Raw genomic sequence first — 19,111 nt, 5'->3', positions numbered from 1 at the left:
CGCCCCGGCCCCCCGCGAGAGCCGGGACGGCGGCCGGTGGTCAGGAGTTCTGCGCGGTGTGCGCGGTGTGCGCGGTGTGCGCGGTGTGCGCGGCGAGGATGCCGCCGATGGCGGTGGCCAGCAGGTCCCGCTGGTCTTGCGGCAGTTCGCCCGCCAGGCTCTCCAGGCGCCCTGCGACCCCTTGGTGGGCCAGCACACCGATCCGGGTGCCGTCGGCGGTCAGCTCGATGTGGCAGGCGCGCCGGTCGCGGGAGTCGCGGACGCGCGCCACCAGGCCGCGTTTCTCGGCCCGGTCCACGAGCCCCGACAGGCTCGACTTCTCCAGGTGCAGCGCGCGGCTCAGGTCGCCCATCCCCACGGGCCCGCCCACCAGCAGGCAGAGCAGCTGCGCCTGCTGCGGCGTCAGGTCGTGTTCGCGGCCGACCTCACCGAACACCTGCTGCACCAGGTGCGCCAGCCGTACGAGGGCGTCGGTGAACGGCAGGACCGGTTCCTTCGTCATGACCACCCGCCCAAGTCTAGTTGACAGTCGTTCGCAAAACGAACTAATTTCTTCGTACAGCCAACTATTCGTATAACCAACTAAACGGGAGCCACCCGTGCCCGACTACGGCCACGACCTGCTCTTCAGCGTCAATCTCGTGCCGACCGCCCAGCAGGCCGACACCGTTGTAGCCCACGCCCAGCTCGCCGAACGGGCCGGGCTCGACCTTGTCACGTTCCAGGACCACCCGTACCAGCCGGCCCTGCTCGACACCTGGACCCTGCTCAGCTACGTCGCCGCCGCCACACGCACCATCCGGCTGGCGGGCAACGTACACCCGCTGCCGCTGCGGCCGCCCGCGATGCTCGCCCAGGCCGCCGCCAGCCTGGACCTGCTCAGCCACGGCCGTTTCGAGCTGGCACTCGGCACCGGCGGCTACTGGGACGCCATCGCCTCCATGGGCGCGCCCCGCCTCACCCCCGGCCAGGCGGTGGAGGCGCTGGAGGAGGGCATCCAGATCATCCGCGCCGCCTGGGACACCAGTGCCCCCGGCGGCATCCGGCACCACGGCACGCACTACCGGGTGGACGGCGCGGAGCGCGGCCCGCGACCGGCCCACGACATCGGCATCTGGCTCGGCGCGTACAAGCCGCGCATGCTCCGCCTCACCGGCCGGCTCGCCGACGGCTGGCTGCCCTCGCTGCCGCGCTTCCAGAGCTTCGCCGAGATCGGCGAGGGCAACGCCATCGTCGACGAGGCCGCCGCCGAGGCGGGCCGCTCGCCCGCTGACATCCGCCGCCTGCTCAACCTGGGCCGGGAGCTGCCGCCCGAGCAGCTCGCCGAGCTCGCCCTCGATCACGGCATCAGCGTCTTCACGCTGATGGCCGACGACGCGCGCCGTATCGAGCGGTTCGCCGCCGAGACGGCCCCCGCCGTACGCGAACTCGTCGCCGCCGAACGCTCCCGAGACCGACGCGAGCAAGGGGCAGGAGTCCAGGACACGACGGAGGCCGGGTCCGAGGATGACACGCCGTTAGCCTTCACCCCCGACGACGGCGTACGTCTCACCGACGTCCGCGTCTGGGACGAGGCCACCCGCCCCACGGCCCCCCGCCCGGTCCCCGGCAGGCGCTACACCCCCAGGGAGCAGGCCAACGGCCGCCACCTCATCGACGTGCACGACCACCTGCGCGCCGAACTGGCCCAGCTCCGGGACCTGGCCGACCAGGTCGCGCAGGGCACGCTCGCCGCGAGCGCGGCCCGCGACCACATCAGCACGATGACCATGCGCCAGAACAACTGGACCCTCGGCGCCTACTGCGAGTCCTACTGCCGCCTGGTCACCATGCACCACTCCGCCGAGGACGCCATGGTCTTCCCCGGCCTGCGCCGCGCCGAGCCCGGCCTGGCCCCCGTCCTCGACCGGCTGCGGGAGGAGCACCAGGCCATCCACAAGGTCCTCGAACGGGTGGACCGCGCCCTGGTCGCCTTCGTCACGGACCCCTCGGGCCTGGACGACCTGCGCGCCGCCGTGGACCTGCTCACCGACAGTCTGCTGTCCCACCTGTCGTACGAGGAGCGCGAGCTCGTCGAACCCCTGGCCAGGCACGGGATGTAGGGCCGGGGAACGCCTGCCGCCGCGCCCCGGTCACGATCGCCAGCGCCACCGCCACCAGCACGAGCGCCGTCCACGGCAACGGCCCCGCCCCGGCGCTCTCCAGCACCAGCCCGCCGGTCAGGGACCCCGCCGCGATGCCGGCGTTGTACACGGTCGTCTGCAGGGACGTCGCGACGTCCGCGTTCCCCTCCCCCGCGAGGTTCACCAGCGCCGTCTGCAACAACGTCGGCACCCCGCCGAACGCCGCTCCCCACGACGCGGCGGCCACCAGCGCCAGGCCACCGGACCCGCCGGACACCCCCAGCACCGCCATCGCGCCGGCCACCACCGCCAGCACCACCACGAGCGTCACGCGGGCGAACCGGTCGATGACGACCCCGGTCACCCAGATCCCCGCCACGGTGCCCACCCCGAACACCAGCAGCACCAGCGCGGGCGCGTCCACCAGCGGCGCCAGGTACGTGTACACCGCCTGATGCCCCACCAGCACCAGCAACGTCACCCCGAGCACGATCCGCACCCCGGGAACGACCACCACCCGCCGCAACGGCGCCCGGGTGCCGGCCGGTTCGCCGGGGAAGTTCGGCACCCGCCACAACACCCACCCGATCAGCACGACGGGCACCAGGGCCAGGACGCCGAACGCGGCCCGCCATCCGGACACCGCCGCCAGCGCCGCCCCGGCCGGTATCCCGGCGCTCAACGCGACCGTGATCCCCGCCGACACGATCGCGATCGCCCGCCCACGCCGCTCGGCGGGCACCATCCTGGCCGCGTACCCGACCAGCATGGCCCACAACACCCCGCCCATGACCCCGGCCAGCACCCGCGCCCCGAACGTCACCGCGTAGGAGGACGAGAGCGCGGTCACCCCGTTCAGCACGGCGAACCCGGCCAGCACCCCCACCAGCACCGGCCGCCGGTCGTACCCGCGGAGCAGCGCCGTCACGGGGATGGCCGCCAGGAACGACGCCACCGCGTACGCCGTCACCAGGAACCCGGCCCGCCCCTCGCTCACCTCCAGCGCGCCCGCGATCCGCGGCAGCAGCCCCGCGGGCAGCAACTCCGTCATGACCGCCGTGAACGCGGCCGCGAACAATGCCAGCAGCCCCGACCACGGCATTCTCCGCGCTCTGGGCATCATCACCTCAGACATGCGACCATGCTGAAACCTTCACATCAGTGTGAAGGCAAACGGCCGGAGGAGCGCCATGAGGATCGGGCAGCTGTCGCAGCGCACCGGCGTCCCCGCCCGGATGCTGCGCTACTACGAGGAGCAGGACCTGCTGCACCCCGAGCGCGCGGACAACGGCTACCGCGACTACCCGGAGCCGGCGGTCTACCGGGTCCAGCAGATTCGCGGGCTGCTCGACTCCGGCCTCACCACGGAGATCATCCGCCGCATCCTGCCGTTCCTCGGCGATCCCGACCGGATCCACCTCCACCCGCAGTGCCTCACCCCCGAGCTGGCCGACCTGCTGGAGGCGGAGGCGACCCGCATCCAGCAGCGCATCGACTGCCTGTCCCGCAACCGCGACGCCATCCACGCCTACCTCGCCGCCGTGCGGACGCTGAAATCCTGACCGGAGGTGTCTGTCCTGGGTCCTCCCGTTCGTCGGTAGGGCGATGACCAACAGAAAGGGACGACCATGAGCACAGTGACCTCCCGCGACGGCACCCGCATCGCCTTCGACCGGGCCGGCGAGGGGCCCGCGATCATCCTGGTGGACGGCGCCATGTGCTACCGGGGCGCGGGCCCGGCGGACGCGCTGGCGGCGGAGCTGGCAGGCGCCTTCACCGTCCACACCTACGACCGGCGCGGCCGGGGCGAGAGCGGCGACGCCACCGGGGAGGCCACCGGGGACAGCGTCTCCAGCGTCGAGCGTGAGGTGGACGACCTGGCCGCGCTGGTCGAGCAGGCCGGTGGCAGGGCGTTCGTCTTCGGCCACTCCTCCGGCGCGGTGCTCGCGCTGGAGGCGAGCCTACGGGAGCCGGGGATCGCCGGACTGGCGCTGTTCGAGCCGCCGCCGGTCGGCGGCGGCTCGGAGGCGGAGTTGTTCAAGCGGCTGGACGAGCTGGTCCGCGCGGGCCGCAGGGGCGAGGCCGTCGAGGCGTTCCAGACGGCGATCGGCCTGCCGCCCGAGATGGTCGCGGGGATGCGGGAGTCGCCGTTCCGCGCCGCGCTGGAGGCGATCGCGCCCACGCTGGTCTACGACACCGCCCTGACGAGCGCGGCGGACCTGGGACGGTACGCCGCCGTCTCGGTGCCCGCGATCCTCATCGACAGCCTGGCCAGCCCGGAGCTCCTGCACGCCTCCACCCGGGCGGTGGCCGAGGCCGTGCCGGGCGCTCGGCGGCGCAGCCTGCCCGGCGGGTTCCATGACGTCGAGGCGGGAGTGCTGGCGCCCGTACTGGGCGAGTTCTTCGGCGAGCGGGCCTGATCCGCCCCCTCTAATCAGACGCGGCGGTGTCAATGCGGTCGGTCTCCGCGTACGGTCACGTCCGGTGACAGCCGCGAGTTTGCTGGTCAACGGCCCCCTGTTGGGCGAAACCGGGCGTGGCGCTGCTCGGATGCCACAAGATCGCTACGTATAGTGATGGCCGATGTCACTTCGTGATTACAGGGGGAGATCATGAGAAAGACCCTCATCGCCGCCGGCGGTGCGCTGCTCACCGCGGCCGCGCTGTTCGGGACAGCAGGCACTGCGGCCGCCGACATCTGGACCGACTGGAACCACCACTACCCGGACCACTGCGGTGTCGGGGTGAACGAGGACACGACCTACCACCACGTCACCGAGCACGGCGTCTTCGCGGGCACCCGCGAAGCCGACGGCTGCAAGGCCGGCGACCACTGGCGCTGGGGCGGTCACCACGGGCACGACCACCACTGGGAGCACAGGAACTGGCCCAACAGCGGCAACGGCAACTGGATCGGGCACGGCTACGGCCCCGGGGCCGGCAACTTGGTCGGCCGCTAGACCTCCTGCCACACGACTTGTCCCGGTACCCGGTGTTCGGGTGCCGGGACCGGCGCGTGCCCGGATTTCCCGCGCGGATGATCTCTGGATAACCTGGCCCGGTGCGACTTGGCGTGAACGTCCCCAACTTCGGCCCCGGCACCGACCCCGACATGCTGCGGCGCTGGGCGCTGACGGCCGAGGGACTCGGGTTCGACTTGCTCATGATCTCCGACCACGTGGTGATCACTCCCGACGTCGCCGAGAAATACCCCGCCCCCTTCTACGAGCCGTTCACCACCCTCGCCTGGCTGGCGGGCGCCACCACCCGCATCGGGCTCGGCACCACGGTGGTGGTCCTCCCCTACCGGCATCCGCTGCTCATGGCCCGCATGGCGGCCAACATCAACGACCTCAGCGGCGGCCGGCTGGTGCTGGGCGTCGGGGTCGGGTGGGCGCGGCAGGAGTTCGAGGCGCTCGGGGTGGCCTACGAGCAGCGTGGCCGCCTGACCGACGACCATCTGGCCGCCATGGCGGACGCCTGGGCCGACGAGAGCGACTACCGCTCCGGCGGCGTGCCGATCTGGGTGGGCGGCGACAGCGACGCGGCGCTGCGCAGGACCGTGCGCTTCGGGCAGGCGTGGCACCCGCTCAGGAGCACCCTGCCGTGGCTGCGCGAGAAGATGCCGCGCCTGCGGGCGATCGCGGCGGAGCTGGGGCGGCCCACGCCCGCGCTGGCCCCGCGGATCACGCTGCGGATCACGAAGGACAAGCTCACCGGCCCCGGCCGGCGCGCCGGTGAGGGCACGATCGAGCAGGTCGCCGACGACCTGGAGCAACTCGGCCTGCTCGGCGCGGAGAGCGTTCTGCTCGACCCGTTCCAGGGGGATCCGGAGCAGACCCGGCACCCGGAGTCGTCGTGGGAGATGCTCGCCGCAGTGGCCGCGCTCAGAAACGCGGACTAGCCATATATCCTTATGCCGTAAAGAGTTGTCCGGGACGGGAGTTCCGCGTTGGTCGTCTTCGCCGGTCAGGGTGACGCGCGGCGGTCCATGGCGCTGCTGTGGCGCAGCGGCGAGCCCGGCGAGACACGGCCGGGCCCCAAGCCAGGGCTGAGCGTGGACACGATCGTGAACGCCGCGATCGAGGTGGCCGACGCCGAGGGCATGGCGGCCCTGTCCATGCGCAGGGTCGGCGAACGGCTGGGCCGCACGGGGATGGCGCTGTACACGTACGTGCCGAACAAGGGCGAACTGGTCGACCTCATGTACGACCGCGCCCTGGCCGAACTGCCCGCCGAATACGACGTCTCCGCCGGGTGGCGTCCTGCCGTGGCGTCGTGGGCCGAGCACACCCTCGCCTTCTACCTGCGCCATCCGTGGGTGCTCCAGGTGTCGCAGGCGCGGCCGGTGCTGGGGCCCAACGAGTTCGCCATGCTGGAGAGCGTGGTGGCGATCCTGCGCGTCACCGGGCTGCGGCCGCGCCGGTTGCGCGGGCTGGTGGCGTTGCTGTTCGACTTCGTACGCGGTGCGGCCACGACGATCTCGGACTCACGGCTGGCCCCGTCGGCCACCGGGGTGTCGGACGAGGAGTGGTGGCGGGCGCGCTCCCACCTGCTGGAGGAGGTGGCTCCGGGGTTCGCCGAGCGCTACCCGATGGTGACGTGGATCGAGTCGGAGGACGACGAGCCCGTCGAGGGTGAGACCTTCGCGGTCGGCCTGACGGTGCTGCTGGACGGCATCGAGGCGGCGGTGAAGGCGGGCTGAGCGAGCGTCGGAGGCGCGGCCGGAACGGTCAGGCATGCGCCCCCACGGTGACCGGCCCGATGGTCAGGCGCGGCCGGGCCTCCAGCACCTCGCCCAGCCGCTCCACCTGCTCCTCCAGCCCGCGGGCCTGGGCCGCGGTGAGGTCGCGCAGCGGCTCGACCGTGACGTCGATCCTGTTCCCCGAGCGCCGCTGGTGCCAGACACCAGCCACGTTCCCGTCCACGAGCAGCACGGGGAAGTTCCCCGCCTGCCCACCCGCCAGGGCCCGCTCGGCGGCGCGGCCCGCGTACAGCAGCTCGCGGGGCCGCCCGGCCACCACATACGCGTCGAAGTACGGCAGCAGCCGCACCCCCCGCGGCGGCTCGTCGGGCACCGCGGTGTCGCCCGCGAGCACCCAGGCCGGGCTGCCCTCCAGCCGCACCTCCTCCAGTTCCACCCCCCGGAACGCCTCGGCCGCCCACCGCGCGGGCCCGCCGGCCCACTGGGCGAACTGCGCGGGCGTGGCGGGCCCGTACGCCGTCAGATAGGCCCTGACCAGCGCGGCGAGCCCGTCCGTCATGGGGGCGGCCGGCGGCGGGGCGGTGTAGGTGACCTTGCGCCCGCGTACCGGGCCGAACACGAACGCGCCCCGCTGCGCCGCCAGGTGCATCACCTGCCGCCAGCGCGGCCACCAGGTCTGGAACGCGGGCATGACGAGGTCGCCCGCCCACGGCCCGGTCGCGGCGACCACCGCCTCGCTCAGCTCGTCGATCGTCAGCTCCGCCCCGGCGAGCGCCTCCCCGATGGCCGCCACCACCTGCTCGATCTGCTCGGCCGTCATCCGCATGGACTCGGGCACGGAGCGGCTCCCCGCGGGCACCGACGACAGGGCGCTCACCCACATCGGCAGGTCGCGGGTGGGCAGCAGGTGCACGGTGCCGCGCGGCCCGTGCGTCTTGACCAGGCTGCGCGTCTCCCACAACGCCTCACGGACATGGGTCCGGGTGACGCCGTCGAGCCGCAGCCCGACGGACGCCTCGGCGGCCGACATGACCTGCGCGTGCGCCCCGCACATGGCGGCCACCATCTCCTCCGGCCGCGCCTGAGCCGCCTTGCCGGCCAGCCCGGCGCGCTCCAGCCGTCTCGCGCTGACCTGCGGCCACGACAGTTCGATCACGTGCGCTCCTCCGTTCGTTCGCCAGGCCACCGTAGAACGCGATGCGGAAAGGTACGTTCCGCGTTAGCAACCCGAAAGTGCGTGAAAGTGACTATAAAGCGGTTTTTCATGTCATCCCATTAGTGTCACGCGACATGACCCGCCTCCTCGCGAACAAACGACCGCTCTCGCGTGACCCACGGGACGGCCACGGCAAGGACCTCGGGTGAAACGGCTGCGGGACCTGGAGCCCGACTTCTGGCGTGCGCCCAGCGCGCACAACACCCGGCCGTGGACGCTCACCTACGCCGGCGAGGAGGCGGCCGTCGGCTGGGACCCGGCCAGGGCCCTGCCCATCAGCGACCCGACGGGCCGCGACCTGCGGCTCAGCCTGGGGGCGTTCGTCGAGTGCTGCCTGATCGTGTGCGCGGACGCGGGCCTGCACATCGCCTTCCGCCCCGACCCGGGTCCGCTGCGGGCGGGCTTCCTGCATGAGGCCGAGGGGCCGTACGAGACGGACTTCACGATCGCCGACGTACGGGCTCGCGTGGCCGGCCGCGGCGAGTACCACGCGGGACGGCTGCCGGAGGAGGTGCCGCTGGAGGGGATGCGCCGGCTGCCCTGCCGCGACCTGGCGGACCTGCTGCGCGCGGCGGACCTGTGCCAGTCCGGGGACAGGAAGGTGACGCGGGAGCTGCGTTCCTGGTTGCGGCTGACCCGGCGGCACCGGCGGCGCTTCCTCGACGGGCTCGGCGACCGGGCGCTGGCGCTGACCAAGGCCGAGGCGCTCGCGCTGCGCGCCTCCCTCGCCCTCTACCCGGCGCTGCGGCGGCTGGGGCTGCCCAGGGTGCTGGCCGGGGCGTCGCGCGAGTTGCTGGACTACGACGGGGACGTGCTGGTGCTGGTCGGGCCGGCTCATGAGGACATGGCGGAGGACATGGCGAAGGACATGGCGGACGTTGAGCCGGGGCGGGCGCTGATGCGGAACTGGCTGAGGTTGTCGGCGCTCGGGTACACCACGTATCCGCTCAGCCAGATCATCGACTGGGAGCCGACGCGGCGGGTGCTGGCGGACCGCCTGGGTGTGGCGGATCCGCGCACGCTGCTCCACGTGGCCCGGGTGGGCCGCCTCACGGCCCCGGCCGCGCCGCCGGCCCGCCTGCGACCGTGACCGCACCTCTCGCGCGGAGGTCCTGGGGAGTGGTCAGGACGCGGCGGAGACCAGCGCGTCCGCTTCGTCGCCGGGCATGGTGACCGGGACGGGCTGGGCGCGGGCGGCCCAGCGGCCGTCGTCGCTGCGGATGAGGCGTACCGGGTGGTCGAAGCAGGTGCTGACCAGGTCGCTGGTCAGCACCTCTGAGACGGGACCGCTGGCCAGGCAGAGCCCGCCGCGCAGCAACATGGCGTGCGTGGTGGTGGCGGGGAGCTCCTCCAGGTGGTGGGTGACCAGGACGGTGGCCAGCGACGGGTGCCGGGCGCGTAGCGCGTCGATGCTGGCCAGCAGCTGCTCGCGGGCGGCCAGGTCGAGCCCGGTGGCCGGTTCGTCGAGCAGCAGGAGCCGGGGCTGCGGCATGAGCGCGCGGGCGATCAGGGCGCGGCCGCGCTCGCCCTGGGACAGGGTGGGCCAGGTCGCATCCGCGCGGTGACTCATGCCGAGCATGGCGATCAGCCCGTCGGCCCGCTCCGCCTCCTGCTCGGCGGGCGTCCACCTGGGCACGACGGCGGCGGTGTTGGTCAGGCCGGTCAGGACCACGTCGCGGACCCGCAGCGGCCCGTCGGGGGTGTGGCGCGGGTTGATGTGCCCCAGGTAGGAGCGCAGCTCGCGGACGTCGACCCGGCCCATGGTGCGTCCGAGCACCTCCACGCTGCCGCGGCTGGGGTGGGTGACGGCGCCCAGCAGGCCGAGCAGGGTGCTCTTGCCGGCGCCGTTGGCTCCGAGCAGCGCCCAGTGCTCGCCTGGGTGCACGGTGAGCGAGATCTCCCGCAGCAGGTGGCGGCCGTCGCGGACGAAGTCCACGCTGTCGGCCCGCAGCACGGGGCCGGTGTCGGCGGGGCGTGAGAGGACGGTCATCGGGCCGCCTCCCCGTCGCTCGCCGTACCCTCCGGCCGCAGCCAGGACGATTCCGCCACCACGCGCTCCCTTCTCGGTACGTGCCACCTAACCTACCGTCATCAGACATCTGATGATTAGCGGAGGCATACGCGCTGGTAAGGGTCGTCCGGCAGGTACTGCGCCCACTCCTGCCGGCTCATGGGCTCGCGCAGGAGTGCGCACGTGGCGGAGAACGGGTCGGCGGGCAGGCGCACATCCCACAGCCGGGCCGTCTTGTCCGCGCCGCCGGTGAGCAGGCGGGAGCCGTCGCGGGTGAAGGCGACCGCGTACACGGCGGCGTTGTGGCCGGTGAGGATGGTGATCGGCTTGCCGGTGACCCGGTCCCAGACACGCACCGTGGCGTCGTCTCCGGCGCTGGCCAGCAGGGAGCCGTCGGGGCTGAACGCGACGCCGTACACGGGGCCGGTGTGGCCTCTGAGCACGGCGACCGAGGCGCCGGTGGCGGCGTTCCAGAGCTTGACGGTGCCGTCGTAGCCGGCGCTGGCCAGCAGGGAGCCGTCGGGGCTGAAGGCGACGCCGTAGACCGGGCCGGCGTGGCCGCCGAGCGTGCGGATCGTCCTGCCGGTGGCGTCGTCCCAGAGGCGCATCGAGCCGTCGTAGGCGCCGGTCGCGAGGCTGCGGCCGCCGGGGCGGTAGGCGAGGGCGAGCACGGGGTGGTAACCGCGCATGACGGCGGTCTGCCTGCCTGCGACGGGGTCCCAGAACCTGAGGGTGCCGTCGTCGCCGACAGTGGCCAGTCGCCTCCCGTCGGGCCGGAAGGCGACGCCCTTGACCGCGCCGTTGTGGCCCGTGAGCTTGGTGATCGCCTTGCCCGTGATGCCGTCCGCGATCTCCACGTCGCCGTCCGCGCCCTGCTCGGTGCCGATCTCGCCGACGGTGGCCAGACGGGTGCCATCGGCGCTGAAGGTGACGCCGTACGCGGCGCTGTCGCGGCGTTGGTACAGGGCGACCGGCCTGCCGGTGGCCGTGTTCCACAGGTTCGCGGCGCCGTCCTCGCCGACGGTCGCCAGCAGGGAGGCGTCGGGGCTGATGGCGAGGCCGTGGACGAGCGCCGTGTGGCCCCGGTACACGGCGGAGCCGCCGGTGCGGGCGTCCCAGACGCGTGCGGTGCGGTCGTCGCCGGTCGTGACCAGGCGGGAGCCGTCCGGGCTGAAAGCCAGGTCCAGAACGTCACCGGTGTGGCCGGTCAGGGCGGCGATCCGCTCGCCGGTCCTCCCGTCCCACAACCGCACGGTGCGGTCGGCGCCGGTGGTTGCCAGGCGGGAGCCGTCGGGGCTGAACTCGACGCGGTGCACGGCCCCCGAATGACCCTTGATGACGATGGTCTTGCCGGTTCTCAGGTCCCGCAACCGCACGGTCCCGTCCTCGCTCGCCGTGGCCAGACGAGAGCTGTCGGGGCTGAAGGCCACGTCGTTGATGTTCCCGGTGTGCCCTTCGAGCTTGACGAGCACTTTCCCGGTTGCCGCGTCGCGGAGCCGGCCGACGGGATCCTCGAAGGTCGCGGTGAACACCCGGGAGCCGTCAGGGCTGAAAATCGGGTAATCACGGCCGAACCAGCTGATCAGCCTGCCGGTGACCGCGTCTCTGAGCTCGAGCCCTCCACTCCACGACACCACGATGCGAGAGCCATCGGGGGTGAACTCGGCCGTGGCTCCGCCCTCGTCGGCATGCCTGATCTCCGCGACCGCCTTGCCCGTGGTCCCGTCCAGCAGCCATAAGACCTGATCGTCCGTCATGAGGGCCAGGCGCGAACCGTCCCGGTTGAAGGCGCAGCGCGCGTAGAGAGCGTTCTTGATCGTGGCAATGGTCCTGCCCGTGGCCACGTTCCACAGGCGGGCGGTCTCGTCGTAGCCGCTCGTGGCCAGGCGGGTGCCGTCGGGGCTGAACGTCATCTCGGTCACCCTGTCGTGGTGACCCGTGAGAGTGGCCGTCTCCCGCCCGGTGGCGGAGTCCACGATCCGCACCGTGCCGTCCTCGCCACCGATGGCCAGACGAGAGCCGTCAGGACTGAAGGCGGCACCGGTCTCCTGGTCGGGGCCATGCTCGAAGGCGGCAATCGCCTTCGCCGTCGTCGCGTCCCAGAGCCGTACGGCGCCCTCCTCGCTCTTGGTCATCAGCCGGGAGCCGTCCGCGTTGAACACGGGCCGCAACACTTGCCATGACCCGCTCGGGAACGCGGCGAGGGCTCTGCCCGTGCGCCCGTCCCAGAGGCGCCCGCCGCCGTCCCTGCCGAAGGTGAGCAGGCGCGAGCCGTCCCGGTTGAAGACGGCATCCTCGACAGGGTCCGTGTGGCCCCACAGGACGGCGCGTTGCGGGCTGTTCAGCGTTCTGAGCAGGCTGAGCCGCGCCTCGGCCGTCGGCGCGATGTGCCAGGCCGTGGCGCTCAGCCGCCGTGCCAGGTCGATGTCGGTGTCGCCGATGTTCTCGCTCTGCGCCGCGAGCTGGCGCGACAGTGACTGGGCCCGCTGCCCGTCGGCCTCGGCCGCGAGGTACCCGGTGGTCCCGAAACCGGTGGCGGCCAGGACCAGCAGCAACACCAGAGCCATGACGCTCCGCCGCCGCCGGCGGACGAGGCGGTCGGCGGCGCTCCGGCCGGTCCGCAGGAAGTCGCGCGTGACGTCGGTCAGCGCGGGATAGCGGCCGGGGTCGATCCGCCACAGGTCGCTGGCCTCCTGGGCGGCCGACAACCGGGTGCCGCGGTAGAGGAAGGCCGGGTCGCGCTCCTGGCGCAGCCATTCGGCGGCGTCCTCAGCGAGCTGCTGGTGGATGAGCAGGGTGCCCCTGTCGGTCTCGATCCAGAGGCGAAGCTGGGGCCAGGCGCGGATGAGGGCCTCGTGGGCGATCTGCGCGGTGTCGGAGTGCACGGTGAGCAGGCGGGCGTGGACGAACCGGTCGAGCACCTCGCGGGTGGCCTCGTGCTGCTCGGAGTCGGGCAGCAGCTCGGTCAGCGGCATGTCGCGGCGGGTGTCGTCCTGGCCCTCGCCGAGCCGTACGAGGCGGGTGAGCAGCAGGCGGGCGCTCTGCCGTCCTGGCAGGTCGAGGTTGTCGAGGGTGGCGTCGGCGGTGCGGGCGAGCGCCTGGCGGATGCCGCCGGTGGCCCGGTAGGCGCCCATGGTCAGCACGCTGCCCTCCCGGTGTTGCCAGGTGACCAGGAGCGCGTGCGACAGAAGCGGCAGCAGGGCCGCGCCGCCGGGGCGGGGCTCGGTCGCGGCCTGGTCGAAGCCGAGGTCCTCCAGGATCAGATCGATCAGTCCGGGCTGCAGGGTGAGCCCGGCCCGCCGCGCGGGGCCCTCGATGGCCTCGCGTAACTGCGCGGGCGTCATGGGGCCGACGACCACGGGGTGTCCCAGCGCGGGTACGAGTTCGCCGTGGCCGGCGCAGTGGCCGAAGAAGTCCGCGCGGACACCGACCACCACCACGGCCTCCCCGGACAGGGCGTGCAGGGCCCGGATGAAGACCCGGCGCCGCTCCTCGTCCGCGCAGGCGGTGAACACCTCCTCGAACTGGTCCACGATGACCACCGACTGCCGCTCCGCGAACAGGCCCGCCAGGGCGCGCGGGTCGTCCTCCAGGCGGCGGCGCAGGTCCGCGGGGTGGCTGCCGTCGAGGGCGGCGAAGCGGGCGGCCAGCACCCCGGCCGGGTCGGAGCCCGGGGTCATGACCGCCACCTCGGTGCCGGGCGAGCGGCCCAGCACCGGGATCAGCCCGGCCCGCAACAACGACGACTTCCCCGACCCCGACGGCCCGGTCACCACCAGCAGCCCGCCCATGCCGGCCTGCCGCGCCACCCGGTCCACCAGCACGCGGGTCAGCTCCGTACGGCCGAAGAAGTAGTCCGCGTCCTCCGGCCCGAAGGCGGCCAGCCCCCGGTACGGGCTGAACTCCCCGGCCACCTGCCCGGAATTGGGTGCGAGGAGCTGACGGTCGCCCTGGTCGGTGGCCTGGCGGCGGGGCGCGGGGAGGCCGCGCTCGGGCAGCGTGCGCGCCAGGCAGCGGTAGACGTCGTCCAGGGTGAGCAGGCCGGGCGCCGTAGGATCCCCGCCGGTCAGCAGCTCCACGAGCGCCCCGGTGAACGCGGTGTGCCGCTCCCCCGGCGGCGCCCAGGCGGCCTGGTCGCGCCCGGCGGCGGCCAGCAGGTACGTCCCCGGCAGCGTGGCGTCCATCACCCGCTGGCCGGTGTCCCGGGCGTCGGGCGTGGCGCGGCCGGAGAAGCAGCAGTCCAGGATCACCAGGACGAGGGGCGCACCGCACCGCGCGAGCGCCTGACGGACCACCGAGTACGGCAGCGCCTGGTGCTGCGTGATCCCCTCGCTGAGATCGACGGTCGCGTACGTGGCCAGGTACAGCTCGTTGTCGGGCCCCACCAGGCCATGGCCCACGAAGCAGAACACCAGCACGTCGGTCGCCTGCCGGGCCGCCTCGACCAGCGCCGTACCCAGCTCCACGGGGTCTGCCGGGTCGATCAGCGTGGTCAGCCCCGCCGGGTCGAGCCCCGCGCGTTCCACCAGGCAGCGGCCCAGATCGCGCACCGATGCCGCCACCTGGCCGACCTCCGGCAGCCGCGAACCGGCCGCGTACTTCCCCGACCCGGCCACCACCACCCGGGCGCCCGGCGCTTCGAGCATCAGGCGCGGCATCTCACCGCCACGGCTCGGAAAGGATCATCTCCGCTTCCCCTTCCCCGGCGCCAGGGGCGACCGAGACGGAGTGCGCTGCTATGCGGTCACTTTCCCCCACCTTCCACCGATGCGCCAGAACGAAGCGGGACCTTCGGCAAATGTCAGACGGCTGCCGCCCTCAGGCGGCCGTTGATCTCAGGCGGCCGTTGGTCTCAGGCGGCCGTTGGTCTCAGGCGGCCGTTGGTCTCAGGCGGCGCCGCAGGAGGCGCGGACGTCGGCGATGAGCCGGGCCGCCGCGTCGATGGTGCTCCCGATCTCCTCCGGCGTGTCCCCCACCGCCGCCAGCAGGGCCCCCGCCCGTTCCCCGAACCCCTCGGGAGCCGACGGCAGCCGGTCCGCCGAGGCGACCATGCCCTTCTCGTTGATCAACCAGGCCCCGTCGGCCGCGTGCAACGCCTGGCAGGCCACGCCCACCGCGCGGAACAGCGCCGCCGCCGCGTACGCCGGATCACGGCCGGCGGCGCCGTACCGAGCCGTGGAGAGCGCGAAGTCGCACTCCCACAACCCCCTGACCAGCGCCTCGCGTAGCGCCGGCGGGTAGTGCCCGCTCTCCTCCCGCAGCGCGGCGACCTCACCCGTGGGGTCGGCGAGCACCCGGCACAGAGCCACCTCCCCCGCGTAGGCGTGGGAGTAGAAGCCCAGCGGATGCCCGACCTGAAACCCGATCTCGTAGCTCCCGGCCACGCAGTCCCGCCACACCCGGCGGACCCGGTCGAGGTCGCGGTAGATCCAGTCCACCCGCCACCCGTCCACGGTCAGCCACCCGCCCCCGTCCACCCACGGCCCCCAGCCGCCCGGCTCGGTCACGTCGGTGTCCTCGCCCGTCATCTCCCGCGCGAGCGCGCGCAGCTCCCCGACGGCGAGCGGCCCCCGGTAGTAGAGGCCGAGGTCGATGTCGGAGTCGGGCCGGTGCGTGCCGCGGGCCCGGCTCCCACCCAGAACGACGGCCACCACACCGGGCACCCCGGCCAGCCGGTCGGCGATGTCATGAAGATCCTTGTCCAGCACGGCCCGAGCCTAGCCTCCGCAGTCCGCGGCCGAACGGTCAGGAACCGAAACCTGGGCTCTGAGCTGGACCTTTGGGCATCTAGGATGTTCCCGTGAAATACATGCTGATGATCTACGCCAATCCCGCCTCGCCGGCCGGCGCCGACGCCATGGCGGAGGCCGGGGCGATCATGGAGGAGCTCGGCGAGAGCGGCGAGCTCGTCGGCGGGCAGGCGCTGGAGGGTCCCGCGGCCGCCAGGACCGTGAAGGTGCGCGACGGCGTGCCCGCCGTCACCGACGGGCCCTTCATCGAGGCCAAGGAATACCTGGCCGGTTACCTGGTGGTCGAGTGTGACGGGATCGAGCGGGCCACGGAGATCGCGGCGCGGTGGCCGGACGCGAAGCTGTGCGCGATGGAGGTGTGGCCGGTCATCAACGAGGTGACCGGTTGAGCCGGGTCGAGAAGGTGGCGGGTTGAGCGAGGTCCAGGTGGGCGAGGTCGAGGGGCTGCTGCGTGAGCTGGCGCCGCAGGTGCTGGGCGCGCTCGTACGGCGTTACGAGCAGTTCGACACGTGCGAGGACGCCGTCCAGGAGGCGCTGCTCGACGCCTCCGTGCAGTGGCCGAAGGAGGGGCTGCCGGACAACCCGAGGGGCTGGCTGGTCACGGTCGCCGCGCGGCGGGTCATCGACCAGATGCGCAGCGAGCACGCGCGCAGGCGCCGGGAGGAGAGCGTGGCGGTCAGCGCGCCGGCCGACGCGTTCACGGCCGCGGCGCCGAGCGAGGAGCGGCTCGCGGACCGGGACGACACGCTGACGTTGTTGTTCCTGTGCTGCCATCCGTCCCTGTCGCAAGCCTCGCAGCTCGCGCTCACGCTGCGGGCCGTGGGCGGGCTGACGACGGCGCAGATCGCGGGCGCGTTCCTGGTGCCGGAGGCGACGATGGCGCAGCGCATCAGCCGGGCCAAGCAGCGCATCAAGTCCACCGGGCTGGAGTTCCGGATGCCGCCGGAGAGTGAGCGGGCCGAGCGGCTGCGGGTGGTGCTGCACGTGCTGTACCTGATCTTCAACGAGGGCTACACCACCACCTCCGGGCCGCACCTGCTCAGGGCCGACCTGACGGGCGAGGCGATCCGGCTGGCCAGGGCCGTGCACCGGCTGCTGCCCGGCGACGGGGAGGTCGCGGGGCTGCTGGCGCTCATGCTGCTCACCGAGGCGCGCCGCCCCGCCCGTACGGGTGCGGACGGGCGGCTGATTCCGCTGGCCGAGCAGGACCGGGGGCTGTGGGAGGGCAAGCTGATCGAGGAGGGCGTCGAGCTGGTGACCACGGCGCTGTCCACCACGGCGGTGGGCCCGTACCAGCTCCAGGCGGCCATCGCGGCCGTGCACGACGAGGCGCCGGCCGCGGACGAGACGGACTGGCCGCAGATCATCGCGTTGTACGGCGTGCTGCTCGGCGTCGAGGACAACCCGATGGTGCGGCTCAACCACGCGGTGGCCGTGGCGATGGTACGCGGGCCGCGGGCCGGGCTCACCCTGCTCGACGACCTGGCCGGCGACGAGCGCGTGGCCGGGCACCACCGGCTGGCGGCGGTACGCGGGCACCTGCTGGAGATGGAGGGCGACCTGGAGGCGGCGGTGGCGGCGTACCGGGAGGCGGCGCGGCTGACCACGAGCCTGCCGGAGCAGCGTTACCTGGAGGAACGAGCGGCCAGACTGCCGTGACCTCGCCACCCCGGAGCCGATCGGGTGGATGAGCCGTCACCGGAACTGATCGGGTGGATGAGCCGTCCCCGGATGGGCAGGATTGAGCCGGTGAGAGTCGTCGCGTTGTCCGACACGCACGCGCCCAGGCGCTGGCGTTCGTGCCCGCCGCGGGTCGCCGAGCACCTGCGCGGCGCGGACGTCATCCTGCACGCGGGAGACGTCTGCGTGCCGTCCGTGCTGGCGGAGCTGGCCGTGTACGCGCCCGTCCACGTCGTGAAGGGTAACAACGACGGGCCCGACGTGGTGGCGCCGGAGACGCTGGAGGTGACCCTGGACGGCCTGCGGATCGGCATGATCCACGACAGTGGCCCGGCCAAGGGCCGCCTGGTCCGCATGCGGCACCGCTTCCCGCACGCTGACCTGGTGGTCTTCGGACACTCGCACATCCCGCTGGACGAGTCGGGCGAGGGCCTGCGGATCTTCAACCCGGGCTCCCCCACCGACCGCCGCCGCCAGCCGCACGGCACGCTGGGCCTGCTCACCATCTCGGCGGGCGCGCTGGCCCAGGCCGAGATCGTGCCGGTCACTTGACGACGTCGTCGCGCGCCTTCTCCAGGTCGGCCTTCAGCTCCTCCAGGACCTTGGCGTACCCGAGGTAGCTGTAGCGCTCGGCCGCGTGCCACGGGTAGAGCTGGCCGGCCTTGACCGCGGGCAGCTTGGCCCAGGTCGGCTTCCCGGCCATCTCGTCGATCTTCATCGACTGGGAGCGGGCGTCCACGAGGATCACGTCGGCCTGGTACTTGTCGGCGTTCTCCCAGCTCAGCACCTCCCAGAAGCCGCCCTCGCTCTCCGTCGGCTTCTCGGGAGAGACGATGTTCAGGCCGAGCTCGCTCCAGTACTTGATGTCGGGGTGGTCGGGGAGGTAGGCGACGTACAGGGAGTCGGGCGTAGCCGTGACGATCATGACCTTGAGGTCGGGCCTCTCGGCGGCGAGGGTCTTCAGCGCGCCGCTCGCGGCCTCGAAGCGCTTCCTGGCCTCCACCACGGGCGCCGCGTCGAGGTCCGCGCCGAGGGCGCCGGCGAGCCGGCCGTACCTGTCGATGATCTCCACCAGGCCCTTGCCGCTGAGCTGCACGCCGACCGTCGGGGCGATCTGGTCGACCGCCTCGACCGACTGCTCGGGCACGTACCAGAGCGTGTCCTTCATGTACATGCCCGCCACCAGCAGGTCAGGCTGGAGCGAGGCGTACTTCTCGACGTTGAACTCACCCCACACGTTCCCGATCGACTCGACCTTCGAGATGTCCACCTCGCCCACTTCGGGGTCGCGCCCGCCGTTCTTGAGCTTGTGCGGGCCGAACACGCCGATGGGCCGCACGCCGAAGTCCCACAACGCGGCCGCCGCGGCCGACTGGGCGACGACGCGCCGCGGCCGCTGCGGGCTGCTGATGTTCTTGCCGCGGTCGTCGGTCCACGTCCAGGGCCCCTGCGACTGCGCCGGGGCCTGGCCGGTGGGCTGTGCGGCCGTACCACAGGCGCTCACCCCCAGCAGGGCGGCGGCGCCGAGGGCGACGAAGGTGCGTCGCGGGACACTGGCCATGGGTTCTCCTCATCACACGGACTTCGCCGCCAGGGACGACACATTAGCTTAGCCTTACCTAACCT

At 72.8% G+C, this 19,111-nt stretch carries 17 protein-coding genes; 10 read left to right on the top strand and 7 right to left on the bottom strand.

Translation table 11 applies throughout. The features are described 5' to 3' along the window. Positions 1-40: 40 nt before the first annotated feature. The gene (locus ACFPZ3_RS26785; RefSeq protein WP_379516986.1) at positions 41-502 is read right to left on the bottom strand and encodes a MarR family winged helix-turn-helix transcriptional regulator; all 462 of its coding nucleotides are present in this window, start codon (positions 500-502) and stop codon (positions 41-43) included. A 97-nt stretch (positions 503-599) separates the two neighbouring features. Between ACFPZ3_RS26785 and ACFPZ3_RS26780 the strand changes: the two genes are divergently transcribed. Then, positions 600-2,102, top strand: coding sequence for an LLM class flavin-dependent oxidoreductase (locus ACFPZ3_RS26780; protein WP_379516985.1), 1,503 nt, complete (start codon positions 600-602; stop codon positions 2,100-2,102). Here the strand turns inward: ACFPZ3_RS26780 and ACFPZ3_RS26775 are convergent. Continuing rightward, positions 2,026-3,258: an MFS transporter gene (locus ACFPZ3_RS26775; protein ID WP_379516984.1), complete on the bottom strand. Its 1,233-nt coding sequence runs from the start codon at positions 3,256-3,258 to the stop codon at positions 2,026-2,028. The genes ACFPZ3_RS26780 and ACFPZ3_RS26775 overlap by 77 nt on opposite strands. 55 nt (positions 3,259-3,313) lie before the next feature. On the opposite strand from ACFPZ3_RS26775, the gene ACFPZ3_RS26770 reads away from it, so the two are divergent. From ACFPZ3_RS26770 to ACFPZ3_RS26750, 5 genes are all read left to right on the top strand, one after another. Beyond that, positions 3,314-3,685 (top strand): MerR family transcriptional regulator, encoded by a 372-nt coding sequence (locus ACFPZ3_RS26770; RefSeq protein ID WP_379516983.1) that lies wholly within the window; start codon positions 3,314-3,316, stop codon positions 3,683-3,685. A 66-nt stretch (positions 3,686-3,751) separates the two neighbouring features. Continuing rightward, entirely contained in the window at positions 3,752-4,543 is a 792-nt protein-coding gene (locus ACFPZ3_RS26765) for an alpha/beta fold hydrolase (protein WP_379516982.1), read from the top strand. A 192-nt stretch (positions 4,544-4,735) separates the two neighbouring features. Then, complete coding sequence (locus tag ACFPZ3_RS26760; RefSeq protein ID WP_379516981.1) at positions 4,736-5,083, top strand: hypothetical protein; 348 nt, start codon at positions 4,736-4,738, stop codon at positions 5,081-5,083. A 101-nt stretch (positions 5,084-5,184) separates the two neighbouring features. Then, positions 5,185-6,027: an LLM class flavin-dependent oxidoreductase gene (locus ACFPZ3_RS26755; RefSeq protein ID WP_379516980.1), complete on the top strand. Its 843-nt coding sequence runs from the start codon at positions 5,185-5,187 to the stop codon at positions 6,025-6,027. A 48-nt stretch (positions 6,028-6,075) separates the two neighbouring features. After that, the gene (locus ACFPZ3_RS26750; protein WP_379516979.1) at positions 6,076-6,828 is read left to right on the top strand and encodes a TetR/AcrR family transcriptional regulator; all 753 of its coding nucleotides are present in this window, start codon (positions 6,076-6,078) and stop codon (positions 6,826-6,828) included. 28 nt (positions 6,829-6,856) lie between these two features. Here the strand turns inward: ACFPZ3_RS26750 and ACFPZ3_RS26745 are convergent, their stop codons facing one another. Further along, the gene (locus ACFPZ3_RS26745) at positions 6,857-7,984 is read right to left on the bottom strand and encodes a winged helix DNA-binding domain-containing protein (protein ID WP_379516978.1); all 1,128 of its coding nucleotides are present in this window, start codon (positions 7,982-7,984) and stop codon (positions 6,857-6,859) included. A 205-nt stretch (positions 7,985-8,189) separates the two neighbouring features. Between ACFPZ3_RS26745 and ACFPZ3_RS26740 the strand changes: the two genes are divergently transcribed. After that, positions 8,190-9,134: a hypothetical protein gene (locus ACFPZ3_RS26740; RefSeq protein WP_379516977.1), complete on the top strand. Its 945-nt coding sequence runs from the start codon at positions 8,190-8,192 to the stop codon at positions 9,132-9,134. A 33-nt stretch (positions 9,135-9,167) separates the two neighbouring features. Here the strand turns inward: ACFPZ3_RS26740 and ACFPZ3_RS26735 are convergent, their stop codons facing one another. From ACFPZ3_RS26735 to ACFPZ3_RS26725, 3 genes are all read right to left on the bottom strand, one after another. Beyond that, entirely contained in the window at positions 9,168-10,034 is an 867-nt protein-coding gene (locus ACFPZ3_RS26735) for an ABC transporter ATP-binding protein (protein ID WP_379516976.1), read from the bottom strand. Positions 10,035-10,150: 116 nt separating this feature from the next. Next, entirely contained in the window at positions 10,151-14,713 is a 4,563-nt protein-coding gene (locus ACFPZ3_RS26730; RefSeq protein WP_379516975.1) for a caspase, EACC1-associated type, read from the bottom strand. A gap of 228 nt (positions 14,714-14,941) precedes the next feature. Next, positions 14,942-15,763 (bottom strand): nucleotidyltransferase domain-containing protein, encoded by an 822-nt coding sequence (locus ACFPZ3_RS26725; RefSeq protein WP_379516974.1) that lies wholly within the window; start codon positions 15,761-15,763, stop codon positions 14,942-14,944. A 101-nt stretch (positions 15,764-15,864) separates the two neighbouring features. Between ACFPZ3_RS26725 and ACFPZ3_RS26720 the strand changes: the two genes are divergently transcribed. From ACFPZ3_RS26720 to ACFPZ3_RS26710, 3 genes are all read left to right on the top strand, one after another. Further along, positions 15,865-16,194, top strand: a complete 330-nt coding sequence (locus ACFPZ3_RS26720) for a YciI family protein (protein WP_379517062.1) — start codon at positions 15,865-15,867, stop codon at positions 16,192-16,194. Between the two features lie 22 nt (positions 16,195-16,216). Continuing rightward, positions 16,217-17,464, top strand: a complete 1,248-nt coding sequence (locus ACFPZ3_RS26715) for an RNA polymerase sigma factor (protein ID WP_379516973.1) — start codon at positions 16,217-16,219, stop codon at positions 17,462-17,464. 90 nt (positions 17,465-17,554) lie between these two features. Then, positions 17,555-18,037 carry a metallophosphoesterase family protein gene (locus ACFPZ3_RS26710; RefSeq protein WP_379516972.1) on the top strand — a complete coding sequence of 161 codons (483 nt, stop codon included), beginning with the start codon at positions 17,555-17,557 and terminating at the stop codon, positions 18,035-18,037. Here the strand turns inward: ACFPZ3_RS26710 and ACFPZ3_RS26705 are convergent. After that, on the bottom strand, positions 18,030-19,046 hold the full coding sequence (locus ACFPZ3_RS26705; RefSeq protein WP_379516971.1) for an ABC transporter substrate-binding protein: 1,017 nt from the start codon (positions 19,044-19,046) through the stop codon (positions 18,030-18,032). The two genes, ACFPZ3_RS26710 and ACFPZ3_RS26705, sit on opposite strands and share 8 nt — an antisense overlap. Between the last annotated feature and the right edge of the window lie 65 nt (positions 19,047-19,111).

It is taken from the genome of Nonomuraea insulae, from assembly GCF_042656245.1.
The sequence above is the reverse complement of the archived record's forward strand: the minus strand, read 5'-3'. Positions and strand labels throughout refer to the sequence as shown.

Bases quoted from the DNA above. Each gene is read 5' to 3' on its own strand.
- ACFPZ3_RS26785 (WP_379516986.1), bottom strand. From the start codon at position 502: ATGACGAAGGAACCGGTCCTGCCGTTCACCGACGCCCTCGTACGGCTG.
- ACFPZ3_RS26775 (WP_379516984.1), bottom strand. From the start codon at position 3,258: ATGTCTGAGGTGATGATGCCCAGAGCGCGGAGAATGCCGTGGTCGGGG.
- ACFPZ3_RS26770 (WP_379516983.1), top strand. From the start codon at position 3,314: ATGAGGATCGGGCAGCTGTCGCAGCGCACCGGCGTCCCCGCCCGGATG.
- ACFPZ3_RS26765 (WP_379516982.1), top strand. From the start codon at position 3,752: ATGAGCACAGTGACCTCCCGCGACGGCACCCGCATCGCCTTCGACCGG.
- ACFPZ3_RS26760 (WP_379516981.1), top strand. From the start codon at position 4,736: ATGAGAAAGACCCTCATCGCCGCCGGCGGTGCGCTGCTCACCGCGGCC.
- ACFPZ3_RS26735 (WP_379516976.1), bottom strand. From the start codon at position 10,034: ATGACCGTCCTCTCACGCCCCGCCGACACCGGCCCCGTGCTGCGGGCC.
- ACFPZ3_RS26730 (WP_379516975.1), bottom strand. From the start codon at position 14,713: ATGCCGCGCCTGATGCTCGAAGCGCCGGGCGCCCGGGTGGTGGTGGCC.
- ACFPZ3_RS26720 (WP_379517062.1), top strand. From the start codon at position 15,865: ATGCTGATGATCTACGCCAATCCCGCCTCGCCGGCCGGCGCCGACGCC.
- ACFPZ3_RS26705 (WP_379516971.1), bottom strand. From the start codon at position 19,046: ATGGCCAGTGTCCCGCGACGCACCTTCGTCGCCCTCGGCGCCGCCGCC.